A 12,772-nucleotide genomic window follows, 5' to 3' on the forward strand; every position below is an offset into this window, starting at 1 on the left:
CGCCGCGACGCGCCGGGTCACCGGGCAGCCGTCCGGCCCGTCCGGCGGCGCGGTCACCCGCACCAGGCCGTGCGCCCGCGCGTCCACCTCGTCGTCGCCGAGCAGATGCGCGGTGATCCGGTCCGGGACGCGCAGCACCCGGGACAGCAGCGGGCGTTCGGGCTCCAGGATCTCCACCAGCCCGGCCGCGACGAGCGGCGCGGACGGGGAGAACCGGAACCGGCCGGGGCCCGCGCAGGGCAGCCCGCACAGTTCGAGGGCCAGGCCGATCGTGGCCCGGCGCCGGGTCAGGTCGTCGTTGAGATAGCCGTACAACCGCTCGAACCGGGCGTCGATGTCCGGTGCCATGGCGACCAGCAGCAGATCGAGGTCGGGCCCGGCCAGCCCGAACCGGGCCGCCAGCTCACCGATCCGGCCGTCCCCAGGTGACGGCGGCGGTGCCGGGTCGTTCGGTCCGGGGCCGGGCACGGGCCGGAACGCGTCCCGCGACTCCAGCACCCGTTCGGCGGCGGCGGGCGTGAGGTACTGCCCCCGGAACGGATCGTCCGGCTCCGGATCGGTTTCGCGGCGCAGGGCGACGGCGTACCGCACCCGCCGTTCGACCTCACCGAGCCGCGCCCAGAGTTCGGCGACGGCCGCGTCCGGCCCGCCGAGCCCGGCGGGTGCCTGCTGTACGGCGGTCACCGGGCGCCGCCCCCGTGCCGGCTGCCGCGTACCGTCCTCACCGCACTCCACCCCCGCGCCTGCGCCGCCCCGGCGGCAACTGCCGTTCGCGTTCGGCCGCGAAGCCCTCGCCCCGCCGGTCCGGCGCGGCGTTCTCGTACCGCAGCCGGCGGCCCGGTCCGTCGGCCTCGCCGTCCACGGCGGCGGCCGTGCGCACCACCAGGCCCTCGGTGACGGGCGGCCCGGCCGGTTCCAGCTCGCCGGAGAGCGGCGCCCAGACCCGCAGGTCGATGGCGGCCTTCAGCTCGCCGCCCAGCGCCGACCACACATCGACGGTGGAGGGGCGGTCGCCCGAACCGGCCGACGCGGCCTCCAGCTCGACCGTGAGCCCGAGTTCGGCGAGGCTGCCCGTCAGCATGCGGCGGGGCAGCACGCTCGTCCGGATCAGACAGCGCAACACCTCGGACAGCAGCCGGTGTTCGTCCTGCGGCCGGTTGGTCCAGGCGGTGACCAGGTATGTCAGCTCGAACCAGCGCGCGGGCGCCCGGCGGCCGGTGACGACGCCCTCCTCGTCGTACTCCTCGGCCGTGCCGCTGCGGCGGCGCGCCGCGTCCTCGCGGATGCCGTACAGGAACACGCTCACCGTGGGGGCGTTGCGCCGCGCCGACCAGTCCTTCGTCGGGGCGTCGAAGACCAGCTCGACGCCGCTGTCCTGGAGACCGGCGTCGACCAGCAGCAGCCGCAGCCCCTCGTCGACCTCGTGGATCACCGGCGCCCCATCTCGTCCGGCGGCACCAGGTTGCCCGTGACCACCAGGAAGTCCGTGTCCACCGGCGAGAAGCCGGGGCCGGACGCGATGATGGTGCGCGGCCCGGTCCGGTCCTTGACCATGATCAGCAACTGGGCGGTGAACGTCCCGTCGGCGGCCGGCCGGGTGGGCGCGGCGGCGGCCGTGATCCCGGGCTTCCAGGTGAGCTTCACCGGCACGCCGGGCGGGAAGTCCTTGCCGCGCACCGAGGTCACGAAGCCGGGCTTGCCCACCTCGGGCACCGACACGATGCGCGGCTGGAGGATGCGCAGCGGGATGCGCGAGACGTTGTCGTCCCGGTCCGCGTCGGTGCCGCTGGTCGTCAGGGTCGCGGTGATCGTGGTCCGCAGGGCGCGGTCGGGGGCGAGCACCACCCGCAGCACGGAGGAGGCGCCCGGTTCCAGGTCGGGGAGCGCGCACACCCCGCCCGTGCAGCCCGGCGGGAGCGTGGCCACGGGGATGCGGCCGGGCAGCCCGAGCCGCAGCCGCAACCCGGTGGCCAGCGCGTTCTTCCCGTTGCGCACGGTGTACGTGACCACGACGCGTCCGCCGACGTAGCCGGGGCTCGGCTGCGCCCGTACGGCGACGCCGGGGCCGGCCTGCGGTTCGGGCGCGGGCGGTACGGCGGGCGGCTGGGCGGCCGGCGGCGGGAACGAGGGCGGGGTGGCCGGTCCGGGGGAGGGCGCGGGCGGCCGGGGCGCGGTGCGGACCCGGACGGCGGTGCCGGTGGCGTTGTCCGTGGGGTCGGGGTCCAGGACGGTGCCGGTGACGGACCAGCCGAGCTGCCAGGGGCCGTCGGTGACGCCGGTGAGCCGTGCGGTGATCGTCACCTGCGCGCCGGGCCCGAGCAGGCCCAGGTCGCAGCTCGGCGCCCCCGGCTCGCAGGTGCCCGCGGTGCTGGTCAGCTCCTCCAGGCGGACGCCCGGCGGGAGGTCGGCGACGAAGGTGGTGCCGGGCGAGGGTGCCGGGCCCCGGTTGGTGACGGTGACGGTGACGGACGTCGAGGAGCCGTTCTCCACGGCGGGCACGGTGGGCGGCGCGGTGACGGCCAGGTCCACCTTCCACTGGAACGCCGGTTCCTTCTGCCGGCCGGGCAGCTTCGCGGTGAGCGGGGTCAGGGTGCCGGTCGCGAGGTCCAGCTGGGACAGCTGCTCGGGGGAGTTCGGCGCCCGGCCCCGGCGGTGGCTGACGACCAGCCGGGAGGCGTCGGGTGACCAGGCCACGTCACGCGGCTGGTACGGCCCGGTCGTCTCCACGTCCGGGATCTTCTGCCCGCACGCGGCGGGGTCGCCGCGCCGGTCGGCCGGCAGCACGACCCGGCAGTTCTCGCCCTGCGGCGAGGTGACGACGACACTGGCCCGCTGGTTGATCTGGTCGGCGCGGTCCTTGCGGTTGAAGGCGATGGACGCGCCGTCCGGCGAGAACGCGGGGCTGTCGTCGATGACCTTGCACTCGCCGGGGCAGCCGGTCCTGCTGAGGTCGCGCTGGTCCTTCAGATCGGCGACCGGGGCCGTCCAGACGTGCTTGATGCCGCCGAGGCCCCGGATGATCTCGTTGCGGGTGAAGGCGATCAGGGTGCCGTCCGAGGACCAGGCGGGCTGCGCGTCGGAGCCCTGCACCCCGTCCCGGGGCGGCACGATCCGGCCGGTGACCCGGCCGGTGCCGAGGTCCGCGATCAGGACCTGGCTCGTCCGGGCGCCGCCCGCGCCGGGTGTGGAGCGGGTGAACGCCAGCCGGGTGCCGTCCGGGGAGAACGCGGGGTCGGTGTCCCAGTCGTCCGGGCCCCGGCCGAGGTCCAGCGCCTTCCCGTTCCGGCCCTCGGTGTCGGTGAGCCAGATCCGCTGGATGCGCTTCCCGTTGTCCGTCTCGAACCGGGTCACGGCGATCTGCCGCCCGTCGGGCGTGTACGTCTGCCGCTCGGTCCACGGGTCGTAGCCGTCAGCCGGGTGGAACAGCGGGTCCTCGGCGGGGTCGTCGCTGGTGTTGGCCTTGGCGCGCGGGTCCTCGCGCAGTACGTCGAGCCGCAGGTCGCGCGGGTCGGAGCCGTCCTGCCGCATGTCCTGGAGGGTGACCAGGGCGGCGTCCTTCGTGGTCCGCCGGGTGACGACGGTCGTCCACGAGGAGGGCGTGCCGAGCACCGTCGGGGCCTCGACCTCGCGGTCCTCGGTGAGCACCATCTGCGGGTCCGCCGGGTCGCCCGGCGAGCCGATCCGGTAGACGTGGTCGTACACGGAGCACCCGCAGTCCGTGTTCGGGCTCAGGAACAGCAGCCCTTCGCCGTCCGGCAGCCAGGCCGCGGACCGGGTGCCCCAGTCCTTCCCGAGCCCGCCGAACACGGGCCGGGCGGTGCCGGAGCGGTCCGTGATCCGCAGCCGGTGACCGGTGTCCGTGTCCGACTGGGGCTCCACGCGCAGCGTGTAGACGACGCGGTCACGGCGGGCGGTGTCGTCCGACGGGTTCCACTCGGGCTCGTCCGCGTCGCCCTGCGTGCTGTCGCTGAGGCACGTCACCTCGCCGCCGTCCACGTCGCGGGCGTAGATCTGCGTCCCGCGCTCGGGGCCGCCGTCGCTGGCGTACGCGATCCGCTTGCCGTCGGGGGAGAGCGTCGGGGACGTCTCGTTCGCGGAGGTGTCCGTCAACTGCTCCGGCTCGCCGCCGTTCACGCCCACCGACCACAGGTCCCGCTGCCCGGTGTCGTCGGCGGAGTCGAACACCACCGTCTTCCCGTCCACCGAGAGTTCGGGGTGCGCGGCGTCCATGCCGGAGGTCAGCTTGCGTACGTCGCCCTTCGCGTCGCGCAGGTACACCTGCGGCCGCACCTCGTCGCGCAGGCTGGTGAAGACCAGCGTGTCGCCGCGTCCGAACGCGTCCTCGTCGAAGTGGGCGGCTCCCGAACCGAACAGGTCCGCGGTCGCCGTCTGCGAGGTGGCCCGGCCCAGGCTGCGGTGGCCGGTCCCGGCGAACACGATCCGTCCGGTGTCCGCCGGCTTCACGTCCGACGCGGCGGCGGCCGGCTGCGCGGCCTGCGGGGCGGACACGGACCCCGCCACCAGCAACGGCGTCAGCAGCACCAGCGCACCCCCGAGCCGCCGCCACCGAGCACTCCCCGCCGGGCCAGCAGGACCGCCCACGGTCCACCTCACAGTCTGGTCGATGGTTCTCCACATCGAGCATGGCGGCCGAGAGGGCGCGGGAACAGGGCCCGGAGTACCGGGGGCGGGGAAGCCCGGGTGCCCTTTGGGGGCGGGTGGCTACTTCTTCCTCCGGTGGCGCTCGGCGATACGCCCCTCCTGAGCGGCCTTGACGTCCATCCGGACGTTCTGGAGGAGGCGGCCGATGTGCTGGAGGTCGCCCTGCAGTTGCTTGTAGTCCTTCTGCGCCTGGATGTCGCGGAACTCGACCCGCCGGTGCGCCGGGTCGGCGTCGTCCATGTGCTCCAGGTTGACGGCCTGGTAGTGCAGCCGGTCCTCGGGGTGGGCGCTCACCTTCTCCCGCAGGTTCGGCGTCGCGTCCTGGTGCAGGGGCAGCGTCCGCATGTGCGCCTGGAGGCGCCGTACCGCCCCGGGCAGGTCCACGTCGCCCCGCTCCGCGGCCTCGTGGATCTCGCCGAGCAGGGTCTTCACCCGCTCCAGGTGGGCCTCTCCCTGGGGGAGGTCGCCGGTCCACGGGGCGTTGACCGTGTCCTTCGCGCGCGCTCCCCTGCCGAAGTGTTCGACCCAGCTGTCCCAGTCCTCCTCCCACTGCCGCATGGACTGGACGAAGAGTTCGACGCTGCCGCCGAACGCCGACTCGCTGTCCAGGGAGATGTGCCCGCCACCGCCGAAGACGCTCTGGTCCACGCGCAGGCCGCAGCTCCTGGCCAGCTGGAAGATGTGGTGCTCCACGATGTACCGCACGGGGGCGGCGTGCAGGTCGGAGATGCGGGTCGGGTCGGTCCGGGTCTCCAGGCAGGCGTCGTCCATGGTGATCTCCCACCACCACGTCATGCCGTTCCCGGTGTACGTGAACCTCCGTGCCTCCTGGCCCTTGACGGTGGTGGTGCTCACCTCCAGCCCGAAGCCCTCCGGTCGCCCGGCGTCGCGGACCCGCCCGGCCCAGTCGACCATCTTGTTCCTGGCGTAGGTGATCGCCGACCGTGCGCGGGCGTCCGCCTTCCCGGTCAGGCCGCTGATGTCCACGCGCAGCGGGTTGCCCCCGTCGACGCCGTTGAGGGTGTCGTCCGTGAAGGTGAACTCGGTGCCCACGACGGCCCGGGGCAGCGGATTGTCGAAGTCCAGCGGCTCTCCGACCTTGTCCGCGGTGAGGTTCTCCTGCTCCAGGATGTTCAGCTGCCTTATGACGTCGGTCAGTTGGGAGTCCACCGACGCCGCCGCCTGCTCCGGGGCCTTGGCCGCCTGCCAGACGACGGACCACGCGGCCTGGATGCCCAGGTCCGCGACCACCTTGGGCAGGGACTTCCCCGTCAGCGGTGCGTAGGCCTCCAGGATGGCCCGCCCCCGGGAGGCCACGTACGCCAGCGCCTCCTGGCGCCAGGCGGCCGCGTTGTCGCCGCTCGCCTCCGGCGCCATGAACCGCTGCACGGTCTCCGGCCCCGCCCGCCCCGGACCCGCGACCGGCTCCCCGGACTCGTGTGCGGCCGGAACCGCCCCCCGCATCACGCGGTGCGCGTTGGCCTCGGCCGCCCGCTCGAAGCGGTCCGCCGGGTCGGAGATCCGCAGCCCGTCGCCGTGGTCGGTCCCGGCGACCGCGCCCCGCCGCTGCTGGATGACGTGGGTCAGCTCGTGGGCCAGCGTGTGCTTGTCGGCGCCGCCGTCACCGATGACCACGTGGTGGCCGCTGGTGTACGCCCGCGCCCCGACCTCCGCGGCGGAGGCGCGGGCCGCCGAGTCGTCGTGGACGCGGACGTCCGAGAAGTCCGCGCCGAGCCGGGCCTCCATCTCGGCGCGCAGCGACGCCTCCAGGGGCCGGCCGCCGCCGCTCAGCACGTCGTGCACGGCCGTCCGCTGCACGGCGGGCTCCCCGCCCGCCCGTTGCAGGAGGCGCAGGGCCGCCGCGTTGCCCAGGGTGCGCTGGACCTCCATGAGCGGTGACCGGTCGGTGGGGGCCTGGCCGCGCGCGGGGGCCGGCCGGGTCTCGGCGGTCCGGGCGCGCTGCTGCTCGTGCTGGGACAACGGTCTGCCTTTCGACGGGCGGTCCCCTCCACGACACCGCCGTGCGGGGCCCGGGGCAAGGGTCACCGGGGCAGCGGCCGGGACAGGCACTGCGGCCCGCCGTCCGGGCCGGGGCACCCCGGGGGCAACGGCGGCTGCCCCCGGGGTGCGCCCGCGCGCCGTCCCGGCCGGACGGCCCGGCCGACCGGCCGGAACGGTTCGCGTCAGATCAGCCCGTGCCGCATCGCGTACCCCACCGCGTGGGCCCGGTTGCGAAGGTTCAGCCGCGTGGCGACCTCGTGCAGCACGTTCTTGACGGTGCGTTCGGAGTACGAGGTCTTCTGGGCGATCTCCGCGGTGCCGTAGCCCTCCGACACCAGCCGGATCATCTCCGCCTCGCGCGTGGTGAGCGTGGACAGGGAGAGCCCCCTCGGGTCCAGGACCGAGCGGTGCAGGCTGCTCACGTGGTCGATGAGCTTGCCGAGGAGGTCGCCGGGAAGGACCCCCTCGCCCTTCGCGACGGCCGTCACGAGGTGGACCAGACGGTCCTGGTCGGCCTCCCCGCGCCGCAGCACGGCCGCGACGCCGTACTCGATCAGGGTCTGCAGGGCACCCGCCTCGAAGTAGCCGACGACCAGGCCGGTGCGGGTCGCGGTGTTGCGCTGGAGGCGGTGCAGGAGCTGGACGGCCGGTTCGTTCACCATGTCCACCACGACGAGGGAGACCTGCGCGCGGTCCGCCTCCTCGTCCGGTACCAGCTCGATCTCCGGGCGCTGGCGCAGCTGTTGCACCACCCCGGTCCGGAGTATCAGGTCCTCCGCGTACACCGCGACCGAGATCCGGCCGAGCGCCCGGGTGGGCGCGGCGGGTGCGGGGACCGGGGGCGGGGAGGGGGCGCGCAGGCCCGCCGCCTCCTTCGTCATCGTCATGTCTGTCGTGAGGGTCGTCATGTGCTCGTCCTTCTGGGCCGCTTCCGTCGCTGTCCGTTCCGTCCGGTGCCGTATGCGTTCGTCCGGCGTACGCAGGGCGACCTGGCCCGCGGATGCGGTGCGGGCATCCGGCGCGGATGGGCCGCCGGGGCACCGCCCGTGCCCGCACATTGCCCTCGCGCCCCTGCTGCCGGGAGCGCGGTGCGGCCTAGCGTCGCATCGTGACCACATCTGCCGAACTCGACATGCCCACGGTGACGGTGTCGCCCGGCGCCGAAGCGACGACCACGCTGACCGTGCGCAACGACGGCGACATCGTCGAGGCGTACTCCCTCGACGTGGTCGGCGACTGCGCGGCATGGACCACGGTGGAGCCGGCGCGGGTCTCGCTCTATCCGGGCACCTCGGAGACCGTCACGGTGCGGTTCGCGCCGCCCCGGTCGCACGAGGTGCGGGCCGGTGAACTGCCCCTGGGCATACGGGTGCTGCCCGCCGAGCACCCCGAGGCGGTGGCCGTCCCCGAGATGACGGTGGTGGTCGAGCCGTTCCACGAGCTGCGGGCGAGCCTGGAACCGGGGCGCCGCCGGGGCTGGCTGGGCGCCCGCTTCCGGACGGCGGTGCAGAACCGCGGGAACGCTCCCATCGACATCGCCCTCGCCGCCCGGCAGCAGGGCGAGGAACTGCGGCTGGCGTTCACGCCGGAGCGCCGGCGCCTGGAGCCCGGAGAGTCGGCGGAGGCCGGGCTGAAGGTCCGGGCCCGGAAGCTGATCTGGTTCGGTGCCCCGGCGGCCTGGCCGTTCGAGGTGGTCGTCGGTGAGCCCGAGAGCGAGGGCGGCGCGCCCGTCGAGGACGCGCGGGCCGACCGGGCGCGGCCCGAGACGCTGGAGGGCGAGTTCGCCCAGCTCCCGCTGCTGCCGCGCTGGCTGCTGATCCTGCTGGCCGCGATCCTGGCGCTGCTGCTGGCCTGGTTCGCGCTCGTGCGGCCGACCATCCGTTCCACCGCGCAGGAGGCGGGTGCCAAGGCGGCGCGGCAGGAGAACCGGCAGCCCGGTCAGCAGGAGGGTGCCGCCGCGTCCGGCGGTGCCACCGGAGGCGGCCAGGGGCAGCCGAAGGGGCAGGGTCAGGGGAGTACGGCGGGCGCGGACGGGACCGGCGGAGGCGGCGGCACGGGCGGCTCGGGCGGGACCGGGTCCACCGGCGGAGCCGGCGAGGAGCAGAGTTCCGCGACGATCGACGTGCGGACGCGGCCGGGGAGCAGCGACTCCGGCACGTATGTGGTCCCGGAAGGCAAGATTTTCGGTGTCACGGACATCGTCGTGGCCAATTTCCAGGGCGACGAAGGGTTGCTGACCATCTCCTTCGGCAAGCGGAAGATCACCACGATCGCGCTGGAGACGTTCAGGAACCAGGACTATCACTGGGTCACCCCCATTCAGATTCCGGAGAAGGCCGCGGTCACCGTTTCCGTGACCTGTTCCAAGCCTGGGACTCCGGCCACCGGTACGCAGGCTTCCGGGTGTCACCAAGTGCTCAATGTCAGCGGTGTGCTGAGCGATGTCTCGCGAGAGGAACGATAGCGCCGGGAGCCTCCCCTTCTGTTCCGGAGATGTGAACAGAGTCCGGCTCGACCTGCGCTGATGATCCGTCCGGAGTTCATCCGGATGTGGTGCGTCCCACATCGGGACACACGCACAAGTGCTGGACGCGTAAATGCGCGGAGGACGGGCAGCGGGTGAATGAAGCCGTTTCCGGGGCCATTCCAGGGCATTTCCGGATGCGGTGAATGGACTGGACCACTCCGGTGCGTGCGGGCCGGAGCGGATTCGGCTTCCTCCGGTTGCTCCGGACCACAGGGGAAATCCAGCCGATTTCCCCGCTACGGGCCGGTAATTTCTGGCTGGAATTAATCCCTCGCGGCGGTGCCGGCCTGTGACCGGCCCCACAGGCCCGGAAAGGCAGCGGCCCTGCCCCCCGGCCAGGACTTTGGGGCCTACTGCCCGCGCGCACCCGCTGGGAAGACTGGGCGGGCGAACGACTGACCAGCCGAAGGAGCGAGCATGCCGTCGTACCTCACCCCAGGTGTTTACGTGGAGGAGGTGCAGTCCGGAGCACGGCCCATCGAGGGAGTCGGCACCGCGGTCGCCGCCTTCGTCGGCTTCGCTGAGACCGGCCCGTTCCACCGGCCGACGCTGGTGACCAGCTGGGACCAGTACGTTTCGACGTTCGGCACCTTCACCCCGGACACGTACCTCACGCTCGCCGTCCACGGCTTCTTCAGCAACGGCGGTGGCGCCGCGTACATCGTGCGGATCGGCGGCCCGGCCGAGGGCGCCGCCCCGCGCGAGACCGCCCCGGCGCCCTCCGTGGCCATCGGCGGCTTCCTGGTCTCCGCCCGGCCCGGCGCGGGCGACGGCATCTCCATCGAGGTCGCCGACGCCGAGGGCGAGAACCCGCCGGAGGACCGGTTCCGGCTGCTGGTGCGTCAGGGCGGCAAGGTCGCGGAGACCTTCGACACCTCCGTACGCAAGAACGTCAAGGGCTACCTGGTCACCCAGGCCCGCCAGTCCAAGCTGATCGAGGTCACCGAGCAGCCGGGTGCCGCCCAGAGCCGCCCCGAGAAGCAGAGCCTCACCCTGGCGCCCGCCACCCCGGACACCGGCACCGGCCGCACCGGCGCCGTCGAGTTCATCGGTGACGCGGCGGAGCGCACGGGCATCGCGGCCCTGGAGGCCATCGACGAGATCACCATGGTGGCCGTCCCCGACCTGATGAGCGCCCACCAGCGCGGCGACCTGGACGACGAGGGCGTCCGGGCCGTGCAGCTGGCCGTCATCGCGCACTGCGAGCAGATGGGCGACCGGGTCGCCGTCCTGGACACCCCGCCCGGCATGAACGCCCAGCGCGTCCGCACCTGGCGCAACGACGACGCCGGCTACGACTCCCGCTACGCGACCGTCTACTACCCCTGGCTCAAGGTCCTCGACCCGGCCTCCGGCCGGCAGACCCTGATGCCGCCGAGCGGCCACGTCGCCGGTGTCTGGGCGCGCAGTGACGGCGAGCGCGGAGTCCACAAGGCCCCCGCCAACGAGGTCATCCGGGGCGCTCTCGACCTCGAACTGCGGCTCAGCCGGGGCGAGCAGGACCTCCTCAACCCGATCGGCGTCAACTGCGTGCGCGCCTTCCCCGGCCGGGGCATCCGGATCTGGGGCGCCCGCACCCTGTCGTCCGACCCGGCCTGGCGCTACCTCAACGTCCGCCGCCTCTTCAACTACCTGGAGGAGTCGATCCTCCTGGGCACCCAGTGGGTCGTCTTCGAGCCCAACGACGACCGCCTCTGGTCGAGCATCCGGCGCAACGTCACCGCGTTCCTCTCCGAGGAGTGGCGCCGGGGCGCGCTCTTCGGCCGTACGGCGGAGGAGGCGTTCTACGTCAAGTGCGACCGGGACAACAACCCGCAGGAGTCCATCGACCTCGGCCAGGTCGTGTGCGAGATCGGCGTCGCCCCGGTGAAGCCCGCCGAGTTCGTCGTCTTCCGCCTCTCGCAGTTCTCGGACAGCACCAGCCTCGTGGACGAGTGACCCACCCCGTCGCACGGTGACCCGGCAGGCAACAGACAACGAACGGAACAGGTGACACACAGTCATGGCAGAGGGCGATGCTCTTTCCACCCACGTCTTCGGCGTGCAGCTCGGCGGCTACCTCGTGGAGTCCATCCAGGAGATCAGCGGGCTGACCGTCGAGGAAGAGGTGGTCGAGGTCCGGCAGGTGACCTCCACCGGCAAGCAGATCATCCGCAAGCAGCCCGGCGCGCGCCAGGCGGGCGAGGTGACGATCACCCGCGGGCTCGACAAGAGCAGCGAGTTCACCAAGTGGATCAAGGAGACGCTGAACAACGGCGCCGTCGACACCGCGCGGCAGAACCTCACCATCGAGATCAAGGACTCCACGGGTGAGACCGTCCGCCGCATCCAGCTGATGCAGGGCTGGGCCAGCCGCTGGGAGGGCCCCTCCCTCAAGGCCGGCGAGTCCAGCGCGGCCACCGAGACGGTCACCATCACCTTCGAGGAGATCGTGGTCGAATGAGGCGCAGGACCGTTTCCGGCGGCGGCCTCGAAGAGGTCCTGGACTCCCTGGCCGCCGCCGCGCCCGCGCAGCGCGAGGCCGCCCCGGCGGCCCCCGCGCCCACCCCGGCCCCGCCCGTCCGCCGGCCCGACGAGTTCGACTTCGAGCTGCCGCGCGGCTACGTGGACGACGAGGGCCGGGTCCACCGGACCGGCACGATGCGGCTGGCCACCGCCCGCGACGAGCTGCGCCCGCAGATCGACCTGCGGGTCAAGGAGAACCCGGCCTACCTCAGCGTCGTGCTCCTCAGCCAGGTCATCACCCGGCTCGGCACGATCACCGACGTGCACGCCGGGGTGGTGGAGCGGATGTACGCCACCGACGTGGCGTTCCTCCAGGACTTCTACCGCCGCATCAACAGCGAGGGCCACACCCACGCGGCCGTCACCTGCCCGCTGTGCCACGGCTCCTTCGAGGTGGACCTGTCGGGTGAGCGCCTGGGGGAATCGTGACGTACGCGCCTTCCCGGCTGCGGGAGGAGCTCGCGTACATCGCCTACCACTTCCACTGGCAGCGTGAGGAGATCCTCGACCTCACCCACGGTGAGCGGCAGGAATGGGTGAGGGAGATAGCGCGGATCAACACCCGCGTCAACGAGAGCGGGTGAGGGGCGTGGAGTTGAAGGGCTGGTTCCGGCGCGACCGGGACGCGGGCCGCGCCGGGCGCGGTACGGAGGCCGCGCCGGCCGCGTCCGAGCCCGCGCCGCCCTCCCCGCCTTCCGGCACTTCCGGCACTTCCGGCACTTCCGGCACGGACTGGGACGGCGGCTGGCGCCGCGTGGCCCCGCCCGAGGTCACGGTCGCCCGCTCCTCGATCGGCGTCAGCGACGGTCTGCGCTTCCGCTCCCGCCTGGCGTCCTGGCAGAACGTCGCCTACAGCGACGGCGAACTGGGCCACGCGGTCCTCCCGACGGCCCCGGTGGGCCGCATCCACGGCGTGACCCGCACCCCGGGCACCCCGCGCACGGCACCCGAGGGCGCCCCGCTGGTGCTCCGCACGGTGTCGGCGTCCGAGCCTGCGGAGGAGCGCCCCGCGCCCTCGGCCGGGGTGACGGGGACGAGCCCGGCGCCCCGGACCGGCCGGGTCGCGGCCGTGCCCCG

The 12,772-nt window shown here is 73.5% G+C and carries 9 protein-coding genes and 2 pseudogenes; 6 read left to right on the forward strand and 5 right to left on the reverse strand.

Annotated elements, in window-relative coordinates:
• The 5 genes and pseudogenes from MHW47_RS22835 to MHW47_RS22855 form a co-directional block, all read right to left on the reverse strand.
• A pseudogene (locus MHW47_RS22835) lies at nt 1-684 on the reverse strand (ATP-binding protein); the annotation flags it as partial.
• A 37-nt stretch (nt 685-721) separates the two neighbouring features.
• Nucleotides 722-1,432, reverse strand: coding sequence for a DUF4255 domain-containing protein (locus MHW47_RS22840; RefSeq protein ID WP_239225656.1), 711 nt, complete (start codon nt 1,430-1,432; stop codon nt 722-724).
• On the reverse strand, nt 1,429-4,542 hold the full coding sequence (locus tag MHW47_RS22845; RefSeq protein ID WP_239225657.1) for a hypothetical protein: 3,114 nt from the start codon (nt 4,540-4,542) through the stop codon (nt 1,429-1,431). Before MHW47_RS22845 ends, MHW47_RS22840 begins: the two co-directional genes overlap by 4 nt.
• 180 nt (nt 4,543-4,722) lie before the next feature.
• Nucleotides 4,723-6,642, reverse strand: a complete 1,920-nt coding sequence (locus MHW47_RS22850) for a DUF4157 domain-containing protein (RefSeq protein WP_239225658.1) — start codon at nt 6,640-6,642, stop codon at nt 4,723-4,725.
• Between the two features lie 203 nt (nt 6,643-6,845).
• The gene (locus MHW47_RS22855; RefSeq protein ID WP_239225659.1) at nt 6,846-7,571 is read right to left on the reverse strand and encodes a response regulator transcription factor; all 726 of its coding nucleotides are present in this window, start codon (nt 7,569-7,571) and stop codon (nt 6,846-6,848) included.
• A 224-nt stretch (nt 7,572-7,795) separates the two neighbouring features.
• Between MHW47_RS22855 and MHW47_RS22860 the strand changes: the two genes are divergently transcribed.
• The 6 genes and pseudogenes from MHW47_RS22860 to MHW47_RS22885 all read left to right on the forward strand — a co-directional run.
• The gene (locus MHW47_RS22860; RefSeq protein ID WP_239225663.1) at nt 7,796-9,127 is read left to right on the forward strand and encodes a hydrolytic protein; all 1,332 of its coding nucleotides are present in this window, start codon (nt 7,796-7,798) and stop codon (nt 9,125-9,127) included.
• A gap of 480 nt (nt 9,128-9,607) precedes the next feature.
• Nucleotides 9,608-11,128: a phage tail sheath family protein gene (locus tag MHW47_RS22865; RefSeq protein ID WP_239225660.1), complete on the forward strand. Its 1,521-nt coding sequence runs from the start codon at nt 9,608-9,610 to the stop codon at nt 11,126-11,128.
• 64 nt (nt 11,129-11,192) lie between these two features.
• Entirely contained in the window at nt 11,193-11,633 is a 441-nt protein-coding gene (locus MHW47_RS22870; protein ID WP_239225661.1) for a phage tail protein, read from the forward strand.
• Nucleotides 11,630-12,124: a hypothetical protein gene (locus MHW47_RS22875; RefSeq protein WP_239225662.1), complete on the forward strand. Its 495-nt coding sequence runs from the start codon at nt 11,630-11,632 to the stop codon at nt 12,122-12,124. The genes MHW47_RS22870 and MHW47_RS22875 overlap by 4 nt, the downstream gene beginning before the upstream one ends.
• Nucleotides 12,121-12,279 (forward strand): DUF6760 family protein, encoded by a 159-nt coding sequence (locus MHW47_RS22880; RefSeq protein WP_018553076.1) that lies wholly within the window; start codon nt 12,121-12,123, stop codon nt 12,277-12,279. Before MHW47_RS22875 ends, MHW47_RS22880 begins: the two co-directional genes overlap by 4 nt.
• A gap of 5 nt (nt 12,280-12,284) precedes the next feature.
• Nucleotides 12,285-12,772, forward strand: a pseudogene (locus tag MHW47_RS22885) (hypothetical protein); the annotation flags it as partial.

Origin of the sequence: Streptomyces sp. OfavH-34-F, assembly GCF_022347745.1 — a bacterium.
Lineage (GTDB): Bacteria > Actinomycetota > Actinomycetes > Streptomycetales > Streptomycetaceae > Streptomyces.